Origin of the sequence: Bacillus sp. cl96 (assembly GCF_900100505.1) — a bacterium.
Taxonomy (GTDB): Bacteria; Bacillota; Bacilli; order Bacillales; family Bacillaceae_G; genus Bacillus_A; species Bacillus_A cereus.
On sequence record NZ_FNDM01000007.1, the window covers coordinates 156946 to 177985 of the forward strand.

Here is a 21040-nt window from a genome sequence, read left to right on the forward strand (position 1 = left end):
TCCTACTTATCCGTTAAATGCACATACCCTGGACGTGCCCACTTACGATGTACCTCAATTCCAGCTTGAGGGTGACGTTTTTTATTGCGTGGGTTCGCTTTTGGCATCGGATTTTCGCCATCAACTTCTAATACTTCCATACGTACTTTTGTTTGTTTATACGCAGGTGTATTCGTACGTACATCCACAGCAGGACCTGTTAAGAAATTAATTGCCGTTTCGTTATCTGTAGAGTTCATCGGTAAATATAACTCATTCGCTTTTACACGATCTGTAACGAGTGCACGTAATTTTAATGCTCCAAAAGGAGAGACAAGACGAACTAACGAACCTGTTTTTACGCCACGTTCTTTTGCAAGATCTGGAGAGATTTCAACGAAAACACCAGGTACTTTCGTTTGAATACCTGTTGATTTATTTGTCATATTCCCTTCATGGAAATGCTCAAGCATACGACCGTTGTTAATGTGAAGGTCAAACTCAGCTGGAAATTCAGCTGGACGTACCCAGTCAGCAATCGCAAAACGAGCCTTTTTATCTGGGAAGTTAAATCCGTCTTGGAACAGAAGTGGTGTATTCGTTCCATCAAAACTTCCCCAATGGAAACTGTTCCATCCTTCAAGCACTTCATAGTTCGCTTGCGAGAACAATGGTGATAAACTTGCCATCTCAGCAAAAATTTCACTTGGGTGGCTATAATTCCAGTTTGCACCTAGTTTATTCGCAACTTCCTGGACGATCCACCAGTCTGGTTTCGCATCTCCTAGCGTAGGAAGAACTTGATATAATCTTTGGACACGGCGCTCTGTATTTGTGAAAGTACCTTCTTTCTCAAGAGATGGCGCTGCTGGTAATACAACATCTGCATATTGAGCAGTTTTAGAAAGGAAAACATCTTGCACAACGAAGAAATCAAGGCTCGATAACACTTCATGTACATGATTTGCATTAGAATCTACAAGAGCCATATCTTCTCCGACAAGATACATTGCTTTCATTTTTCCTTCGTCAATTGCGTGAAGCATTTCGATATTATTAAGACCTGGTTCACTATCAATTTTCACTCCGTAAGCAGTTTCAAATTTCGCACGTTCCATTTCGTTAGTAACGTGCTGATATCCTGGAAGCCATCCTGGTAAAGTACCCATATCACAAGCACCTTGTACGTTATTGTGGCCTCGAAGTGGGTATGCGCCTGCTCCTGGACGACGGTAGTTCCCTGTTGCAAGAAGTAAGTTTGAAATTGCAGCGGAAGTATCAGAACCACCTGTATTTTGCGTTACCCCCATACCCCAAAGGATACATGTACCATCTGCATCACGAATCATTTCAGCCATTTGAATAAGCGTTTCTTTTGAAATGCCTGTTACTTCTTCTGCATATTCAAGTGTATATTCCTCTAGGCTTTCTTTGAAATCTTCAAAGAAGTTTACATTCTCATTAATGAATTCCTGATCATGCCAACCTTGATCAATCATATATTTCGTAACAGCCATTAACCAAACTTGATCTGTTCCTTGTTTTGGACTAATAAAGACATCTGATCGCTCTGCCATTTCGGTTTTACGAAGATCAGCTACAATTAACTTTTGTCCGTGTAATTTATGTGCACGTTTAATACGTGTAGCTAGAACAGGATGACCTTCTGTCGGATTACATCCTACAATAATAACAAGACCAGATTGCGCAATATCTTTAATCGTTCCGGCATCACCGCCCATACCAATTGTACGGAACAAACCATCCGTTGCTGGTGATTGGCAATAACGTGAGCAGTTATCAATATTATTCGTTCCAAATACTTGTCGAGCTAATTTTTGAATTACATAATTGTCTTCATTTGTAATTTTAGAGGAAGAAATAAATCCGATAGAACCTTTACCGTACTCTTCTTTAATAGCGCCTAATTTATTTGCAACTACATTCAGTGCTTCTTCCCATGTAGATTCAACAAACGTTCCATTTTTACGAATTAAAGGTTTTGTTATTCGTTCTTTAGAATTTACGAAATCCCAACCAAATTTCCCTTTTACACAAGTGGAAATTGCGTTAACTGGTGCATCTGAAGATGGCTGTACTTTAAGAATTTTACGCCCCTTCGTCCACACTTCAAACGAACAACCTACACCACAAAATGTACATACTGTTTTCGTTTTCTTCGTACGAGTATCACGCATGGCCGCTTCCACTTCTGATACCGCAAAAATACCGCTATATCCAGGCTCAACTTCTTTAATTAAATCTACCATCGGTTCAAGAATATCTGGTTTTAATCCCGTCATAAATCCAGCTTCACCGAGCATCGTTTTCTCCATTAAAGCGTTACAAGGACAAATCGTTACACATTGACCACAGCTAACGCATGAAGAATCATTAATATTTACTCCTTCATCCCAAATAACTCGTGGGCGTTCCGCTTCCCAGTCTATCGATAACGTTTCATTTACTTGTAAGTTTTGACACACCTCAACGCATTGACCGCATGCAATACATTGATTAGGATCATAGCGATAAAACGGATGCGTCATATCAACTTCACTTACATCTACTTTCGGTTCATACGGATATTTTTGATGTTCAATTTCCATTAATTCTGCTGTATTATGCAGTTTACAGTTCCCATTGTTGTTGTCACATACTGTACAGTATAATAAATGATTTTCTAGTAACCGATCCATCGCCTCTGTTTGTGCTTCTTTTGCGCGAACAGAAGCACGTTCAATGTTCATACCTTCCGTTGCTATCGTCGAACAAGAACGCATTAACTTTCCGTCAACTTCTACAATACAAGTGTCACATGTTTGAATAGGATCTACTTCTGGCACGTAACAAATTTGCGGATGTTCAATCCCGTTCTCATTAATAACACCCAATATCGTTGAACCGGGCTCCGCTGTATACTTTTTTCCGTCAATTGTAATATGAACCATGTTGTTATTCATGGTCTTTCCCCCTTTTTGAGAATAAAAAAACTCCACCACGAAAATATACGCACCACATTTCGGCACGTTATTATCATGGTGGAGTAGTTTATTAGCACATCTTGCTAAAATACCAATCCATTTATTCATAAATAAAACGATAGAGTCATAACAGGTCATATCACGATTCCATCTTTAACACTATAATTATAGCGTTAAAGTTAAAAATATACAATATAAAATTTAAACTACGCATATGTCAGCTTGTAACTATCCATAATAACCCATATAAAGTGAAACTTTAATCAGTGGGGGGTTTTCTTCATCCCCCACTGATTATCAGCCCTCACCAATCGGGATAAAACATAACAAGGAGTAAGCGAACAAATGGGGTCTTTTAATAAATGGATTCGTGGTGAAAAATCTCTTTCTACCCAAGAGCAAGCTGATTACGCATTAAATAAATCTATCTCTTCTTCCCTTTCCCTTAATTTAAAGCACTTGTCCAAACTGTTTAGCGGTATTCCAGAATTAATAACACGCACTTTTCCATTAAAAAACGGACAGGAAGCTGCACTCATATATATGGAAGGACTTGTAGACAAAACTGTTATTAACGTAAACATTCTTCGTCCTCTCTTATTTAAAGAGTGGAATGAAGACGATTTTTGGAAAGCCTCTGTTTCTATCGGAAATATTAAAAAAGTTCAACAGTGGGCAGACATTGAACAATCTCTTTTACACGGCAAAAGTATTTTATTTATAAACGGACAACTATCCGCTTTAGAGCTCGATACGCAAGCGGCACCAAAAAGGAGTATTGAAGAACCTACAACAGAGAGCTCCATAAAAAGCTCACACGAAGGATTTAATGAAGTAGCGAGCGACAGCCTTGCACTTATTCGTCGATATATTCCAAATCGCGAACTGAAAGTGAAGGAATTCACTGTTGGTGAACGAGCTACTTCAAAGGTTTTTTTGCTTTATCTAGCAGATGTTGCGAACGAAAATGTCGTAAAAGAAATGGCATCCCGTATCGAGTCAGTAAAAGTTGATGCGATTCTTACTACTGGTGAATTAGAGGGGTTTGTTGAAGATAATTCATTTACTCTCTTTCCGCAATTATCAATAACTGAACGCCCCGACACAACAGCACATCATATTCTTGATGGGCGAATTGCCGTTGTTGTAGATCGCTCACCAGGCGTATTAATAGGACCTATGACCTTTTCATCCTTTTTTCAGACGATAGATGATTACAGCTTCAGACCTATGATTCCATCTTTTATACGACTCCTTCGTTTCACTGGGCTATTTATTGCAATATTTGCTCCTGCTCTTTATATTGCTATGATTTCCTTCCATTATGAAGTGATTCCGCTCAAATTGTTGTTAACGATTGGAGAATCTCGAGCCAAAATTCCTTTTCCTCCCATATTAGAAGCTTTATTAATGGAATTAGTTCTCGAAATGCTCCGAGAAGCAGCGATTCGGCTTCCTGGACCTGTTGGGCAAACAATCGGCGTCGTAGGAGGAATTGTAATTGGACAAGCTGCCGTTCAAGCTGGGATTGTTAGTAACGTTATGGTTATCGTCGTATCAATTACTGCGGTTGCCTCCTTCATTATTCCTAACTTAGAAATGTCAGCAGGAATTCGGCTTCTTCGATTCCCAATGATGATAGCCGCCTCTTTATTTGGCGTCATTGGAATTATGGTTGGGATGGCGATCATTATTATTCATATACTTTCTATGGAATCTCTCGGTGTTCCTTATGGTAGTCCTTTTTCTCCGTTATTTGCTTCGGATTTAAAAGATACCCTTGTACGTTTCCCATGGAAAATTATGAAGAAACGGCCACTATCTCTACAATTAAAACAAGATAACCGGCAAAGAGATGTTGAGGAAAAGGAGGATAATAAGTGACAAAACGTGCAAAGAGGGAGATTAGTTTATTTCAATACATTTTAACGATTAGTGGTGTTCAAGTAGGATTCGGTGTCCTTACACTTCCGCGTGAAGTTGCACAAGGGGCAAATACAGATGGCTGGATGTCTATTATTATTGGATGTGCTCTCACTACTTTAGTCAGTTTATGTATTGTGAAAATTATGGAAAAGCATCCTGGATATACTTTACTCGATGTGCTAACTCGTTATCTTGGGAAGTGGCTAGGAAGAGTAGGAATGATTTTTTGGATTTTATATGCTGTCCTTGCAGCTATTTCCTTAATTTTTTCCCTCTTATACGTTATTCACATTTGGATTTTACCTAGAACTCCAATGTTTTTAATTATGATTTTACTATCTATTCCAATGTTAATGCTAGCATGTAAAGGCGTTCTTATTATAAGTCGCTATGCTGTTTTCACTGTATTTTTCACACTATGGATGCCTTTTCTATTGTTTATTCCGCTTAAAGATGGGCATTGGATTTATCTTCTTCCTCTTCTTAAAGAAGGCTGGATACCAGTTTTAAACACAGTAAAATCAACTATCATTGCGTTTCTCGGATTTGAGTTTGCATTTGTCCTTTATCCTTATCTCAGTAATAAATCATCTGCAAAAAAAGGAATTGTTCTTGCGAATTTGATTACGCTATTTATTTATCTTCAAGTCACCTTTGTCTCTTTTGTTTATTTTAGTCCAGATGGTATAACAAAGTTTTTATGGCCGACTCTTTCTCTTGTTACACCGTTTCACTTCTCATTTCTTGAGCGATTTGAAATTATCTTTTTGTCATTTTATCTCTTTATTATTTTTGATTCCTGTATTCCTTATATTTTCACTGCTTCAGATGGAATTAATCAATTTCTTAACAAAAAAGGCAGTTCATTACCTATTTATGTTTTATTATTCGGGTGTATTTTCATCTTATTCTTTTATATCCCTTCTTCTTATCAGATAAGTGCGTTGCGGGAATTTTGGGGAACTGCTAGTTATTTTATCGTTTTTCTATTCCCAGTCGTATTTCTCTTATACATGACACTTTATCAGCATTGGAAAAGGAGAAGAGTTTAAATGAGGCGCTTTATTCATTTCACTATACTTTACTTTCTCATAACCTTTTTAACAGGCTGTGGAGATCGACTCGACTTAGAAAAACAATCGATTTCATTAATTTACGGCTTTGACGCAAAAGCAAAAGGAAAATTAATTGTGTACCACGTGAATCCTATTTTTAATGAAGACGTAGAAAAAAAGTACGAAACACATGAAGCGAAAGTACGTACACCTCGAGAAGCAAAAGCAACGTTTAATAGCTCAAGTGGCGGTTTAGTATCTACAGAAAAGTTACAGCTCATTTTATTTAGCACAAATTTTTTAAAACAAGAAGGGGCTATGCCTTACCTTGATGTTTGGTATCGTGATCCTAAAAACACTGGAAACATGCGCATGGTTGCAGTAGACGGTCCAATTTCTTCAGTTATATATAATAACTTTAAAGATAAGCCTGCCCTTCCCGAGTATTTAACAGATTTAATTAATACGAACAAACTGTACAATCGGACCGTTTTTACGACATTCCATGAATTTCACAGGCAAACGTTTAATAAAGGTATAACACCTGCTATTTCAGAAATAAAAAAAGGTAAAAAGGATGTTATCGTTACTGGTTCCGCGCTATTAACTTCTCGCGGAATTTATAAAATGTCATTAAATCGTTATGAAAGCGCCCTTCTTCTTTTGTTACAAAAGAAAGCGAATACACCGGTTTCGCTTACATTGAAAATCCCTTCTACTTCAGTTGAAAGTAATAGTGATTTAAAAGATACCGATGGCGGCGATTTCGTAACAATAAATGTTCTTAGCATGAATCGTGATATCCATACAGATTATAGCGATAACCACTTCAAATTTCATGTTAAAATGGATTTGAAAATTGCTGTCTCTGAACTTACATTCAATATGGATATAGACAAAGATAGAAAGAAATTAACTTCTCTTATTACAAAACAACTAAACAAAGATTTGAACGATTTAATCCACAACATTCAAAAACAGCAACTTGATCCATTCGGATTTGGTGATTATGCGAGAGCGTTTCAATATAAAGAATGGAAACAAGTCGAAGATGATTGGCCGAGTGCCTTTTCAAAAGCTAATGTGAAAGTGGCACCAACTATTAAAATTTTAGAAAATGGGATTATTAAATAGAAAAAACACGCTACTTGTTCTTATATGAATAAGTAGCGTGTTTTCATTTCCATTACAAGTATTATTTCAATGGACTATACTTTATTTCTATTTCTAACATTACTATGTTTTTTAGCATATACAAAATATATGAAAACACCTACTATAATCCATGCAACAAAACTAATTAAAGTAAGCTTAGAAAGGTTCAAAGCTAAATATATACAACTTACTATCGAAACGATAGGTAAAAAAGGTACTAGAGGAGCACGGAATGGCCTCTTCATATTAGGATGTGTCTTTCTTAATACAATGACAGCTATAGATACAAACACAAACGCTGTTATCGTTCCCATATTCACTAAATTAGCTAATAAATTCAAATCCACTAATCCCGCTAATAAAGCTGCTAGTATACCTGTAACCCATGTATTAAAAAATGGAGTTTGTAAACGTTTATGAACACTTGAAAGTCTTTTTGGTAACAATCCATCTCGACTCATCGAGTAAGATACACGAACAAATGCAAACATAGCTACTAACAGAACTGTTGTTAGCCCTGCTATCGCTCCGACCGATAACAACCCAGCAATTCTATCTTCTCCTACAGTGCGCAACGCATATGCAACCGGATCAGCAACATTTAATTCCGTAAACGGAACCATTCCAGTTAACACGAATGAAACACCTACATATAGAACCGTACAAATGAACAAGGAAACAAGTAGCCCAATTGGCACGTTACGTTGTGGACGCTTCACTTCTTCTGCGGCTGTTGCAACTGCATCAAATCCTAAAAAAGCAAAAAATACAGTAGCAGCGCCTCCTACCACACCGTGAAAACCAAACGGTAGAAATGGTTGCCAATTCTCTGGTCTTACATATTGTGTCCCTACAACAATAAACCCTACAATAACAGCCAGTTTAATAATAACCATTATATTATTTATTCGTGCACTTTCTTTTGCACCACGGCTTAATAAAAATGTAACAACTAAAATAATAAGAACTGCTGGTAAATCAATGATTCCACCCTTCCCCATTCCTGGTGCCGAAGCAAAAATCGTAGGAATGTGAATATTAAAACCTAGTAGCAATGACTGAAAATATGCTGACCAGCCTGCTGCAACCGCAGAAGTCGCTAATAAATACTCCAGCATAACACACCAGCCAACTATAAATGCAAAAATCTCACCTAGTGTCATATATGTATATGAATATACACTTCCTGAAACTGGAACTGTAGATGCAAATTCAGCATAACAGAAAGCTACACATGCACATATAATTGCCGCTAATACAAAAGATAATACAATCGCCGGACCAGCATGTTTCGCTGCTACAATACCAGTTAATACGAAAATACCTGTACCAATAATTGCTCCAATCCCTAAAAGAGTTAGATCAATCGCTCCTAAAGTTTGATTCAATACTTTTTTCTTTTCTTCATCCATTGCTTTCTTTATGAAAAGACTCATTCTTTGAAACCTCTTTTTCAAGTTTATCTCTTACTTGTTACATTCTTTATTACTGTTCTATTTTAAAAATAAAAATATACATAGTTCACTTCCCCTATAGACTTAGTAACCCACCTCAAAAAAACAGAAAAATCAATCTCTTTATGCCGTATTGAATTTTCAAAATATTAATTGTACCAAAAAACCATTAAGAATGCTGATTGAATTTATCATACAATTAATTATATTGTCAATAATAAATCAATCAAAAACAATCGGTTGATTATGTATCAAATGTTATTTTTATACATAATTATTTTCTCAAAAACATTGTTGTTTTCCACCTTAATATTCATACACATTTTATTACATTGATTTTCATACAATTTTCATTACATACAATGCAATAATAATTCATTTGAGGTTATTTTACCATTTTAATACTAACAAAAAAGTGCAGATTTTCATCTGCACTTTTTTTATTCTTCCGCTTCAGCTTCTGCACTACTATTTCCAAGATGCTCCTTCTGAGCTTCCTCTTGCAGCTCCGCTGAAATCATCCCATAATAAAGTTCCGGATATAACCCAAATATTTGATATACACTTCCTAAAAACGGCATCAGAATCCCTCTTTTCTAAAGTTGTATTGCCACTTTTAAGGATTCCCTTTTCATTCATTATACATTCGTTTTTGACGTTTCTTCTTCATCTTGAACACCTAATAAATTTTGCCATTTTTTATACGGAGCGCTATTTGGATCTACATATCCTTTCGCATGCGAGCGATCCCACAATTGTTTAATAAACATTTCTTTCTCTTTCTTTGCCACCATATCGGCACCTGTACCGTAATAGTTCTGGAAATACAACTCGATTTCATCAAGGAATAGTCTTAATAATTCATCTGATGTTTCTTCTAACGTCGGATCATACTTCGCTTCACGATCATACATTAAAATCATATCTAAAAGATTGTGGACATGTTCTTTTCTAAGCCATCTTACATCTTGGGCTCCTAATACGAACGGATGTGTATATAAATGTCCACCTTGTATCATCGCCTTTTCTTGCTCTTCTTCAAATCGTGACAAGATGTTTTCATAAATAAACGGATTATGAAGCAACGCTCTGTGTAATTTATAACTTTCGCTTGAAATATTTTTCCCCATTGACTGAATTAAAAAGCTACGTCCTACACCGTTATATTGATACACAAACTGTCCATCAACAGCAACTAAACTAATCCAGCGATACATATATGCGTATAGTAATGCACGATTACATTTATCATAATCTAATTTTGTTTGAGTCGCATTTAAATCTGGCATAAAGGCTGGTAAGTGCCAATACTTATCTAAATGCGGCGTTAAACTAGATTTTTTACTATTTAATTTGTTTACACGGCGATAATACGATTGGAAATAGTCACCTTTATCATTCATAAATCCATTTGAAATATGTCCTGATGATAATTTAGGAAAGTCTTGCAGCGATAAGCCGTAATGCGCTCGATAACAGATCACTTCAAATGGCGAAAAGGCTTCATGTACTGTATCTTTTTCTTTAAACATTTCTTGAATTAATTCCTCTTGCAACTCTTTCTTTAAAGAAGGATGTATACCCCAATATTGTAATTCCCTATGATGAGCAACTTTCGGAACGAATGGACTAGCTAAATGGAACAGGTCTTCAATTTTTTCACGAACGTATTCATCGCGATCACGTTTCTTATAATCTGCTTCTTTTCGCAACGCTTCAATAATATTCAGTTCTAATTTATCACGATAGCGTACTTGCAGTTCGTCATAACAATAGCTCAGTATATGTTCTCGGTAGAAATCCTCTACCTTTTTCGACTGAATCTCTTCTGTTTTCGCATCACGACAATATTCCCCGTACAAACTCATGTAAATTTCCGCTGATATATCTTTCGGTAGTACACCTAAATTTAAATGTTGCTGCATATCTTGCCATATCTTTTCTTGCAGCTGTTCCTCAGCTAATACATATACATTCGTCGGGTTTGTTTTCCCTTCAAATTCCTTACTGCGCTTTTGGATTTCAAACAGTAAATTTTCACGTGTTTCATGTAAATTATCAAAAAACCTTTCCCAATATTGAATCATTTTATTAACTGCTTGATATAGCGATTGATATACAAGTTCTAATAGCATTTCTTTTCGATATTCATTTAATTTGTGTACATATTGCGTTACGATGTCTTCAAATTCTCTTTTGAATAAACGTTGCTGATTATTAATCATTTTTCCGAACCAGCCTTGTTGTTGAGCAATTTCTACTCGGCGTACAGCCGTTACCGTTCCATCAATATTACCCACATTAAATTTTTTATCGTAATTTTGAATTACATTACGCTTTTGTTCATTATTTTCATGTAGTCGATTCATTTTTTCTACTAACTGCTTTCGGATTTCATATAACATAAAACGCGCTGCTACTGGGTGAACGGGATCTGTTTTCTTTAAAAACCATGTATTTAATTGATAGGACTGCCCTTCAGAACCACTTGGTGAAAAGCGGTCTGATTCAATCATGTCATATAAAAGTGTCGTTACATGTTCATGTACCCGGCTCGGAATCGCATACGCATATAAACGCACCGCATGATCCACTCTTGCCACTTCACCCTTCATCTGTTCCATCATTTTCAGTTTCGTAGCTGAAATTTTACACTCATGTTGCAGACGATTTAATTCCTCATCTTTTTGCACCGTTCGTTGTACATAACTTTCTACAGCTTCTAAAAACAGTTTTGATTTCGCAACTCCGAGCTTACCACCCTCTGCTCCTTCACGTGTTTCATTGTACATTTGTCTATAGAAAATATGAGCTTGCTCTGGACGGGTAGCAAGATGCTCCAAGTCCTCTAAATAACTTTTACCTCTCTCCGGCTTTTCACGTTGCATCCCACGTTTTACATCTTGATCGTATCTTTGCTTCTTCTCTTGAAACAGTTGATCTAAATGAAGCCACGATTCATCTAAACCTTGCACGGCCCATTTTAAAGCACAATATTTTAACACATGCTCATATGGATAAATAATCTTTGCCGTTCCGGCCCCGCAATATCGTCCTTTTCCGCTTGATTCTGCTAATTGCTGAATTTGATTGTCTTCCTGTGCAAAATGACTTGTGGACATCGGGCTAAATAACTGTAAATAAATTGTATTTGCCATCTGTTCCATATAGTCTGATAAATTGTGTAAATGGTGTCCATGTAGGTTTTCGTAATCGTATAAGAAACAATAATTGTACGGTAAATGATGTTGTTTAATTGTATGATTCGTTCTTCCGTCTTCATCTACTTGATCAGGGCGATACTCTAATTCAATTGTTACACCGCCGCGTTTTGATAATTCTCCAGTAGACCCGAGCGTAATAGCATGTAATTCTTTTAACGATGCATAGCCATTTGCTTGCACCGTTTCAAATTCTTTCGCGCTAACCGTTCTCGTCTTTACTAAAACATCCGGCATTAAAAACGCACCGCGTATTAAAATGTTATGATGCTGCAATTTCTTCCGAAGCATTTCACGTAAATATAAAGCAATTTGCAGAAACATCCCTGAACCTGTTCCGCCTGCTAGTGATGTTACTATAATGACACGCACACCATATTCCGTTTGATCACTTGTAACCGGAAAGATTTTCTCGATTTCTTGCCAAAAAGACGTCAATTTATCTTCTTTCATCGCAGCACGTAACGCTAAACGTGAAATGACGCGTAACTGTCCTGCTCCTTCTGTTAATGGTTTATCAAGTATAGTCGGATCCATCGGAAACCACTCTGGGATCGTTGGATCTCCCGCAATATACTCCCTAGGCGTTTTACTAGAACTTGTTTGTGTCTTAAACTTTCGAATATGATCGAATTTACTTAATGTATTCACATCTGTATCAAATACGTGCATTGCTACCTTTTTCCGGCGCTCTTCAGGCAGTTTTTCATATATTTGATGCGTCACAGTACTACCGATTCCACCTAAACCAATTAATATTGTTGGAACTTGTAATGTCATGTGAACCACCTTCCTATTCTTGCTTGTTGGAAAAAAGGGAAAGAGGATTAATACTCCATCCCCTTCTTATCCCTACCTACTATTCACACTCGTATTTGTAAATCTCCTTACCATATCCTCTATCAATTACTAAAAGTTCATTTGGATATAGTGTCTTATGTTCCATTCCAACCTCATCCTCTGTTATAAACATCCCATCAATAATCATTCCTACTACTTGTGACTCTTTCGCTACAAATATCGATTTCGATCCTTTCTTTGCTATAAACGTAACGGATTGCACAGTCTTTCTTTCTGCTCTATACGGAATACCAAAATAATGTTTCCACCATTTATTTTTGAGTAACTCTGGCTCAGATTGATATAACCAATCTTTCGCTACCTCTTGATCCCATTCGTAATACAATAATGCTTTCCGGTGAAATCTTGGACGGACAATCCATCCTAAAACGATTATTCCTACTATTAACAGTAATAAAGTGATAGGAATAACAAACTTAAAAATAAGCGCATACTTTTCATAAAACGGCGCATTTTGAATATGGAGTGTTATATCTTTCTTTACTTTTGGTAATTTTGAATCCTGCACTACGATGGTAGCTTCTACGGTGCCGGTATCTGTAAAATTGAATGTGTCGGAGTAATGCGGTCGAGGATAAATGTAAATTTGATTACCATGCTGTTTTATTTCATAGTTGATTGATTGTTTAGATGTGACACCAGTAGATTTTAATAGTTTTTTTACAGCCTCTTCTGTCATCGGCTTATCATCTAACTGTGGTTGTATAATAAATGGTTTACTATTCTCTAAATTTGTTACTTTTTCTTCATAATCTTTCGTGACAGTTTGAAGTGATAATTTAGGCTTTTTCGTTGTTTCGATTTTAAATTCTTTCGTCTGTCTGTAAAACCCCTTTATGTTCATATGAACTTTCCCGCGTACTAATCCTTTAGTAAGCTTCGTTTCGTAATAAAATACATGTCTTTTATCGTCCCACTTCATCGCATATTGCTTCCCGTCCATTTCTACTTCTGCCTGAAAGTAAGAAGACTGAACTGGCAACTCAGTAGGTTTTGCTTCAATAACAGCTGTCACATCTTCATACATCTCCTCAACATTTTTTCTATCCTTATCCTCTTTGTCATAAGTAGAAACAGTATAATTAAGTGCCGGTTCGACTAGTACTTGTAATCCTTCTTTCTCAATATCTCGGTCCACTTCTATCGTATACGTTCCTGGTTTAATAACTTCTTCATTTTCCGTACTGATATGAACTATATTTCCGAACAATTTCGCTTCACCTGGTGCATGTATGGAAAAAGAAGATTGTAATTGTAATGGTTTAGAAATTTGTGTGACCTGATAATCGGGCAAAGAAGGCGATTGTCGTACAAGTGTCATACGTTTTAACGGAAATGGTGTTGTAATCTCTACTTTCTTCCCTACTACTTTCGTTTTTACAATCGATTCAACGGAAGAGAACGGATCACGATTTGCAACTAATGCTGCCACTTGATTTACACTTTTTACAATGCCATCTTCTCCGCTTGACGGCATCGTAACGCCATTTATCTCTTTCTTCCATATTTCCTTGAACGTATTTAGTTGTTCTTTTTCTTGTTGTCCTAAATCTTCTTCCATCGTAATTAAGACTGGATGTAACGATATCTTTTTTGCATCCATTTCTTTCTTAAACTGGGCTAATTTCCACAAAATTTGTTCTTTTCCGCCAACCTTATCTTTTTCTAAATCATTAAATGCCCCGTCAGTTAATACAATAAGCCAAAATTCACGTTTTCCATCTATATCTGCTTCCTTTTTTATAGATTGCATCGCCGTTTCTACCGCGCTAAATGGAGTATTTAAATACGTTTTCCACGCTCCAATTCCCTCAATTTCTGTTTGCCTTTTATCCTTCGTTAACGAAATGTTTAATGGATCATTCGGCTTACTCATTGGAACGTAAGAAAATTTATCTTTTTCATCCAATAGCGCAACTAAACTTTGCAAAGCATAATTGGCATATTTCCAGCGATCGTTATTTCTCATGCTGCCCGAATCGTCATATACAAGTGAAACGACCCTTTCCTTTGCCTCCTCTCCTTTTGCAAAAGCTGATAAAGGTAAACATATAAATAGAAACAACATGAACGTGGCACAAATTCGGATTTTCATGATGAGGCTTCGCCACCTTTGTAGACAAATTCCTATGTTTAAATTTATGAGAGGAAACAAGATATATGACTTGTATTTTAGGACAACTAACCCACCATAACTTTATTATGTAAACAAATCAGACACTTGGTAATATTTCTTCTAGCATTCTCTATCCAATTATATAAGTAAAAAAGCCTGTTTAAGCTCCACGCTTAAAACAGACTTTTCCTACTTTTTATTTTAAAAACACATGACAAAAAGTTTGATTTTTAACTTAACACATCACTTCTATTGTAAATCCACCAGGTGCTTCAACGTAAAACGTATACGCATGGGCATGCTTAGGAGGCTCGACCAAAAATCCATCTTCCTTCAATCTTTGATTTATCTTATCTACTTGTTCTTCACTTTCTTGTGGAAATCCTACATGAAATGTTTTTGGATACTGAACTTCTTTTCCTTTCATTAACGTTAGTATAAATCCATCATTATCACGCATAACTGCAAAGGCATTCCCCCTTGTTCCACTACAAGTTAAGCCAAAATACTTTTCTAAAAACTCTCTTGCAGCTACTACATCTGCAACTGTTAAATTAAGATGTTTAATTCCCAACTCATCACCTTCTTTCTTAATTTTCTAACATTTTATCATACAATTAAAAAACACGCCTTTCACAGCGTGTTTCCTTGCTTTACATACACTTCAACAATCGGATTCTCTTTATGATCCGCATGCAAGCGTATATTCTCTTCACTTGTATTATAAATACTAGCTAATAACATTATCGTTAACACATTAGGTGTCTTCGCATCACTTCCGTATTTTCTCTCAAGCGCTTCCTTATATTCAAAATCTAAATCCCCCTGCACATATGTATACACTTCAAAACCATCTTCTAAATTGCAAACTACTGTATCAATAATATCTGCCCCTACTTGCTTCTTCATTTCCTCTCGCAACGCTTCAATAAATTCTTCCCACGGTACTTCGTATGTCTGAAACTGATCTGTAGATTTCATGCCTTTTCCTCCTTATATATCCTCTTCTTATATTTCCCCTTTCCTATAACAATTATGATAGATAGGGCATTCGTACAAGCCGCACTTGTCCCCCTTACATATCGTATTACTGTAATGCGGAAGGAGGAAAGAACATGCATAGACAAAAATGTTATGATACATGCCGACGTTACTTCGGAAAAGTTGTTCGGATTGAAGACCGTGATGGCCGTATACATTTAGGGAAAATAATCGATGTGACACAAAGCTCTGTATGGATTGAACCGGTGCAACAGCGCTCATCTTTTGATTCAGGATTCGGCTACTATGACGCTTATGCAAACGGTGGTTGTGACCTTTGTGGAGGCCTTAGCAGGTGTGATAGTTGTGGATTCGGATGCGGTGGTGGATTCAGCAGCTGCGGATGTGGTGGTCGTGGTTGTAGTAGTTGTGGTTGCGGCGGCTGGGGAGGCGGCGGTTGTGGCTGGGGTGTTGAACTCGGATTTGGTTTCATCTTCGGAATTACATTAGCTGCATTATTTTTCATTTAACATAGTAAAGAGTTGGCTACCTTTAGCCAACTCTTTTTCTTTATTTTTCACATATAAAAATACGATGCCCTAAAATGTGTTGGTACATAAGCCGTATATTTTCATGCTGTACCCACGCCTCATATAACTCATTCGGAATATGTGAGGATACATTCCATTCTGGCTCTTCTACATAGCCAGAGATCGTTTCTGCAATCGTGCCACCGCCAGCAATTGTAATTCTTTTAAAATTTGCTTTCTGAAATAATTGTACCCACTCATTCTCCGTTAATAATTCTTTCATACCATATAATTGGGCGATTTTTTCTTCCTCACCCTTATCAATGTGCCTATCAATAATCATTTCAATGACAACAAGCTTACCGTCCTGCTGTAATACACGATAACACTCCGAGATAACCCTTTCTTTGTCTGTAAAAGCGATGATTGATTCTCCAAGTACGAACTCAAATGAGTTATTCAAACACGGTAAATGCTCCACATTTCCTTCAATTAATTGTATAGCTAACCCTTCAAACAACCATCTATCTTTTGCCTTTTGAATCATAATTTCATTCTTTTCAACCGTTGTTACTTTATAACCAAATTCCCTTGTCATATATGCCGCTGTTTTCCCCGTACCGCAACCTATCTCAAGGACATTCGCTCCATATTTAAAAGGCAGTTGTGCTAACAATTGTTTTGTTAACGTAAAGCCACCAGGATGAGCGCTTCCTATTCCGTAATAAGCTAGGAAATCGATGTATGTGTTTCGCTTCATGGGATTCTCCCTTTTTTATTTTATATATTCGAGCAAGGAAGAAAAGTGCATAGAAAAAAGGGCGTATTGTACGCCCCTCATCTTACTTATCCTCTGTAATATATGCCCATTTATAGCTGTAGTCTCCACCAACTGGATGGTGAACAATACCTTTTACTTTAGGTCTTTGAACGATAGCATCACCACGTTGATATAATGGTGCAATTGCTGCATCTTCCAATAACATTTTCTCCGCTTTCAGTAAGCTATCCCAACGCTCTTTCGTTTTCGTTAATAGCTCACCTTTACCTTTTTGTACAATCTCATCATATTTAGGATTTGAATATCCTGTTTGGTTATGAGGGCCATTTGTAACAAACATATCAATGAATGTCATTGGATCTAAGTAGTCAGGCCCCCAACCAGCGTAAGATAAATCATAATCTAGATCTGATTCTAATTTTAACTTTTGTTTAAATGGCTGGTTTTTCAAATTCACCGTTAAACCTGGTAGGTTTTTCTCAAGTTCTCCTTTTAAGAATTCTCCTACTTTTTTCGCACCATCACCATCATAGTTTAATAGTTCTACTGTAATTGCATCTTTTCCAAGCTCTTTTTTCGCTTTTTCCCAATGCTCTTTTGCTTTTTTCACATCTGTTTTTAAAATATCTCCATTTTCTTTACGGAAGTCTTTTCCATCTGGGCTCTTAGCAAATTCTTTTGGCACTAAATAATCTGCAGGTGTAGAACCATCATTTAAAATTACATTCGTTAAGCCTTTTTTATCGTACGCTTTTGCAATCGCTAAACGTAGATCTTTGCTCTTTAACACTGTATCTTGCCCACCACGTTTTTGGTTTAAGCGTAAGAAATATGTTGACGGTGTTTTTTGTGTAAAGAAGTCGGGGTTTGATTTATATTTGTCAACAAATTCAGATGTAAGTCCTGAACGATCGATTTGTCCACTTTCATATAAGTTAACACGTGTACCGCTATCTTTTACTACGTCAAAGTTGATTTCATCTAACTTAACTGTTTTATTATCCCAATATTGTGCATTTTTCTTTAACTTCCAACCTTCTTCATGTTTCCAGTCTGTTAATGTAAACGGTCCGTTGTATAACGTCGTATCTGATTCTAAACCGTACTTTTCTCCTTTTTCTTTTACAAATTTCTCGTTTAATGGATAAAATGTTCCAAATGAAGTTAATTCTACAAAGTAAGGAACTGGATTTTCTAATTCTACTTCTAACGTATAGTCATCTACAGCTTTTACTCCTAACGTATCTAGTTCAGCTTTTCCTTCATTAATCGCTTGTGCATTTTTCAAATCAAACATAATGTATGCATATTCTGCTGCTGTATTTTTATCTACCGCACGTTTCCAAGCAAACACGAAATCCTTCGCTGTTACAGGCTCTCCATTTGACCATTTTGCATTTTTATTTAATGTAAATGTGTATTTTTTACCATCATCACTCTTTTTATATGATTCAGCAACTCCTGGTGTTGCTTTATTATCTTTATCAAGTCGATATAAACCTTCCATTACGTTGTTTAAAGCTAGAAACGATACTTGGTCTGTCGCTTTAGCAGAGTCCATAGATGGAATCTCTTGAGACTCTGTTAAATTAAGCACTTGCTTCGCCGCTAGCTTTCCGCCTTCTTTTTCACCGCTTTTTGGTGTTGTGCTTGCCTTCTCTTTATCTCCTGATCCAGAGCAAGCTGTTAATGCCATACTCATTACTAAAACTGGTGCTACGACCGCTGTCAATTTTTTCATCTTTTTTCTCTTCATTTTTTTGTACCCTCCCCAATTATATGTACGATATTAACATTTAGAAATTCTCTACTAACTTTCGTTATCAGAAAATTCTTATTAATTAATATTCTACTGTTTTTTTAAATTTTGTAAAGTATTTTTGTAAATTTTCTAAATATTTATTTTTTTATTATAGTATCTTGTTGTTTTAACTACTATATGAATTATCCCCCGTCTACTATATGTAAACATCCCTTCTCTTATTCCACTCTATTACTACATTCTATATTTTTCTTATTAGCATGAGGTCTCTTACTATCATTCATCTTTCTTACCACTTACTGACCTCTCTAATTTCCTCAGATAGAACCTTCCTAATTACCTATCCGATTCTCAATAGGCTAAAGAGATTTATTCCCTTATACATACTAAAAAGCATCTCAAAAGCAGCTCAGCCACTTTTGAAATGCTTTCACTTTATTTTTTTCCGCCATCCTCAGTTACATACGCCCACTTAAAGCTATATTCTGGACTGATGTTATGTTTCACAATTCCTTTTACATTCGGTTTCATTACGTACGATCTTCCTGTTTGATATAAAGGAACTAACCCTGCATCTTCTTCAAGGAATAATTTTTCAGCTTTCCCTAACGTTTCCCAACGTTTTTTCGCATCACTCATTAATTCATTACCTGCTTTTCCTACCATTTCATCGTATTTTGGATTTGAATAACTCATTTGGTTGTACGGGCTCTTCGATTCAAACATATCAATAAATGTCATTGGATCCGCATAGTCTGGACTCCAACCTGCATAAGAAATTTCATAATCTTGCGCAGTTTCTAATTTTAATTTTTGTTTGAATGGCTGAATTTTCGTATTAATCGTTACACCTTTTAAATTTTTCTCAATTTGATCTTTTACATAGTCAGCAATCTTTTTCGCAGTTCCATCATCATAACTTAGTAATTCAATTGTCACTTGATCTTTTCCAAGTTCTTTTTTCGCCGCTTCCCAAGCTGCTGCTCCTTTTTTCGGATTATATTTCAGACCATTTTTAAATGTATCTTGATAATCTTTACCATCTGGCCCTGTCGCAAGTCCTTTTGGAACCAATTGATCTGTTGCTTTTGATCCATTATTTAAAATTACATTTGCCAATCCTTTTTTATCAACTGATAATGCAATTGCTTCACGTAGTTTTTTGCTCTTTAAAGGTGTATCTTGTCCGTTACGTTTTTGATTTAAACGTAAGAAGAATGTACTTGATTCCGCATACTCACCATATTCTTCTTTGTTCGATTTATATTTATCTACAAACTCTCCTGATAGTAATGTAAAATCAATTGATCCTGTATCATATAAGTTTACTTTCGTTGCAACCTCTTTTACTACACTATAGTTAATTTCTTCTAATTTCACAGTCTTTTTATCCCAGTACTTATCATTTTTCTTCAGCTGCCAACCTTGTTCATGTTTCCATGAAGACATAACGAATGGACCGTTATACACAGTTGTATCTGCTTCTAAACCGTACTTATCACCTTTTTCTTTTACGAATTTTTCATTTAATGGATAGTATGATGGGAATGCTAATAAATTTAAGAAATACGGTACCGGTTTTTCTAATTCTACTTCTAGCGTGTAATCATCTACCGCCTTCGCTCCTAATTCAGTTACAGGTTTTTCCCCTTTATTAATCGCTTCTGCATTTTTAATATAGTAAGCAATAAATGCATATTCTGCCGCAGTATTCTTATCAAGTAAGCGCTGCCATCCAAAAACGAAATCTTTCGCTGTTACAGGATCACCATTTGACCATTTTGCATCTTTTCGCAGTTTAAACGTATACTTTTTACCATCTTCACTTTTCGTACTAGACTCTGCCGCAGCAGGAATTGGCTTATTATCTTTATCAAGGCGATATAGGCCTTCCATCGTGTTCCCTAAAATTTGCGCACCTAATGTATCAGTAGATTTAGAAGTATCCATCGTCGGAATTTCTTGGTTTTCCGTACGATTTAATACTTGTTTCGCTGCATATTTAATATCTGATTTTTTTTCTTCCCCACTATTTGATGTAGTAGTCGTTTTCTTTTCCCCACCTGACCCAGAACATGCTGTCAATGCAACACTCATCGCTAAAACTGGTACCACAACTGCCGTTAACTTTTTCATCTTTTTTCTCTTCATTTTTGTACCCTCCCTAATTATATGTACATTACCAACCCTTGAGAGACCCCTTAATAAAGATTCGTTTTTCAGAAAATTACAACT

General features: G+C 36.2%; 14 protein-coding genes. 4 read left to right on the plus strand and 10 right to left on the minus strand.

Translation table 11 applies throughout. From position 1 onward, the window contains the following. Window positions 1-2: 2 nt before the first annotated feature. Window positions 3-2942, minus strand: coding sequence for a formate dehydrogenase subunit alpha (gene fdhF, locus BLT20_RS17155; protein ID WP_001063637.1), 2940 nt, complete (start codon window positions 2940-2942; stop codon window positions 3-5). A gap of 366 nt (window positions 2943-3308) precedes the next feature. Here fdhF and BLT20_RS17165 point away from each other — a divergent pair, with 366 nt between their 5' ends. From BLT20_RS17165 to gerSC, 3 genes are read left to right on the plus strand one after another with little or no spacing between them, the layout of a single operon-like run. Beyond that, window positions 3309-4847 carry a spore germination protein gene (locus BLT20_RS17165; protein ID WP_000534525.1) on the plus strand — a complete coding sequence of 513 codons (1539 nt, stop codon included), beginning with the start codon at window positions 3309-3311 and terminating at the stop codon, window positions 4845-4847. Further along, window positions 4844-5941 carry an endospore germination permease gene (locus BLT20_RS17170; protein WP_000166517.1) on the plus strand — a complete coding sequence of 366 codons (1098 nt, stop codon included), beginning with the start codon at window positions 4844-4846 and terminating at the stop codon, window positions 5939-5941. Before BLT20_RS17165 ends, BLT20_RS17170 begins: the two co-directional genes overlap by 4 nt. After that, window positions 5942-7078 (plus strand): spore germination protein GerSC, encoded by a 1137-nt coding sequence (gene gerSC / locus BLT20_RS17175; RefSeq protein ID WP_001252213.1) that lies wholly within the window; start codon window positions 5942-5944, stop codon window positions 7076-7078. It begins immediately after the preceding gene. 74 nt (window positions 7079-7152) lie between these two features. Here the strand turns inward: gerSC and BLT20_RS17180 are convergent, their stop codons facing one another. The 6 genes from BLT20_RS17180 to BLT20_RS17205 form a co-directional block, all read right to left on the minus strand. Continuing rightward, the gene (locus tag BLT20_RS17180) at window positions 7153-8535 is read right to left on the minus strand and encodes an APC family permease (protein ID WP_000051656.1); all 1383 of its coding nucleotides are present in this window, start codon (window positions 8533-8535) and stop codon (window positions 7153-7155) included. A gap of 458 nt (window positions 8536-8993) precedes the next feature. Beyond that, a complete protein-coding gene (locus BLT20_RS17185) occupies window positions 8994-9134 on the minus strand; it encodes a hypothetical protein (protein WP_001116195.1) in 141 nt (46 codons plus the stop codon). Between the two features lie 57 nt (window positions 9135-9191). After that, window positions 9192-12554, minus strand: a complete 3363-nt coding sequence (locus tag BLT20_RS17190) for a tubulin-like doman-containing protein (protein WP_000175104.1) — start codon at window positions 12552-12554, stop codon at window positions 9192-9194. Window positions 12555-12633: 79 nt separating this feature from the next. Beyond that, the gene (locus tag BLT20_RS17195) at window positions 12634-14730 is read right to left on the minus strand and encodes a vWA domain-containing protein (RefSeq protein ID WP_000702068.1); all 2097 of its coding nucleotides are present in this window, start codon (window positions 14728-14730) and stop codon (window positions 12634-12636) included. A gap of 256 nt (window positions 14731-14986) precedes the next feature. Beyond that, window positions 14987-15325, minus strand: coding sequence for a VOC family protein (locus BLT20_RS17200; RefSeq protein ID WP_000511515.1), 339 nt, complete (start codon window positions 15323-15325; stop codon window positions 14987-14989). A 59-nt stretch (window positions 15326-15384) separates the two neighbouring features. Continuing rightward, window positions 15385-15732: a hypothetical protein gene (locus BLT20_RS17205; protein WP_000842902.1), complete on the minus strand. Its 348-nt coding sequence runs from the start codon at window positions 15730-15732 to the stop codon at window positions 15385-15387. A gap of 134 nt (window positions 15733-15866) precedes the next feature. On the opposite strand from BLT20_RS17205, the gene BLT20_RS17210 reads away from it, so the two are divergent. Beyond that, the gene (locus BLT20_RS17210) at window positions 15867-16262 is read left to right on the plus strand and encodes a hypothetical protein (protein WP_000555000.1); all 396 of its coding nucleotides are present in this window, start codon (window positions 15867-15869) and stop codon (window positions 16260-16262) included. Between the two features lie 40 nt (window positions 16263-16302). Here BLT20_RS17210 and BLT20_RS17215 read toward each other — a convergent pair whose 3' ends face one another. The 3 genes from BLT20_RS17215 to BLT20_RS17225 all read right to left on the minus strand — a co-directional run bounded on the left by BLT20_RS17215 (window position 16303) and on the right by BLT20_RS17225 (window position 20956). Then, window positions 16303-17022 (minus strand): class I SAM-dependent methyltransferase, encoded by a 720-nt coding sequence (locus BLT20_RS17215; RefSeq protein ID WP_000828243.1) that lies wholly within the window; start codon window positions 17020-17022, stop codon window positions 16303-16305. Between the two features lie 82 nt (window positions 17023-17104). Next, complete coding sequence (locus BLT20_RS17220) at window positions 17105-18799, minus strand: peptide ABC transporter substrate-binding protein (protein ID WP_000823445.1); 1695 nt, start codon at window positions 18797-18799, stop codon at window positions 17105-17107. A gap of 441 nt (window positions 18800-19240) precedes the next feature. Continuing rightward, complete coding sequence (locus BLT20_RS17225) at window positions 19241-20956, minus strand: peptide ABC transporter substrate-binding protein (protein ID WP_000823471.1); 1716 nt, start codon at window positions 20954-20956, stop codon at window positions 19241-19243. Window positions 20957-21040 lie beyond the last annotated feature (84 nt).

Excerpts from the sequence above, each read along its gene's own strand:
- fdhF (WP_001063637.1), bottom strand. The coding sequence starts at position 2,942 with ATGAATAACAACATGGTTCATATTACAATTGACGGAAAAAAGTATACA.
- BLT20_RS17165 (WP_000534525.1), top strand. The coding sequence starts at position 3,309 with ATGGGGTCTTTTAATAAATGGATTCGTGGTGAAAAATCTCTTTCTACC.
- gerSC (WP_001252213.1), top strand. The coding sequence starts at position 5,942 with ATGAGGCGCTTTATTCATTTCACTATACTTTACTTTCTCATAACCTTT.
- BLT20_RS17180 (WP_000051656.1), bottom strand. The coding sequence starts at position 8,535 with ATGAGTCTTTTCATAAAGAAAGCAATGGATGAAGAAAAGAAAAAAGTA.
- BLT20_RS17185 (WP_001116195.1), bottom strand. The coding sequence starts at position 9,134 with ATGCCGTTTTTAGGAAGTGTATATCAAATATTTGGGTTATATCCGGAA.
- BLT20_RS17190 (WP_000175104.1), bottom strand. The coding sequence starts at position 12,554 with ATGACATTACAAGTTCCAACAATATTAATTGGTTTAGGTGGAATCGGT.
- BLT20_RS17195 (WP_000702068.1), bottom strand. The coding sequence starts at position 14,730 with ATGAAAATCCGAATTTGTGCCACGTTCATGTTGTTTCTATTTATATGT.
- BLT20_RS17205 (WP_000842902.1), bottom strand. The coding sequence starts at position 15,732 with ATGAAATCTACAGATCAGTTTCAGACATACGAAGTACCGTGGGAAGAA.
- BLT20_RS17210 (WP_000555000.1), top strand. The coding sequence starts at position 15,867 with ATGCATAGACAAAAATGTTATGATACATGCCGACGTTACTTCGGAAAA.
- BLT20_RS17215 (WP_000828243.1), bottom strand. The coding sequence starts at position 17,022 with ATGAAGCGAAACACATACATCGATTTCCTAGCTTATTACGGAATAGGA.
- BLT20_RS17220 (WP_000823445.1), bottom strand. The coding sequence starts at position 18,799 with ATGAAGAGAAAAAAGATGAAAAAATTGACAGCGGTCGTAGCACCAGTT.
- BLT20_RS17225 (WP_000823471.1), bottom strand. The coding sequence starts at position 20,956 with ATGAAGAGAAAAAAGATGAAAAAGTTAACGGCAGTTGTGGTACCAGTT.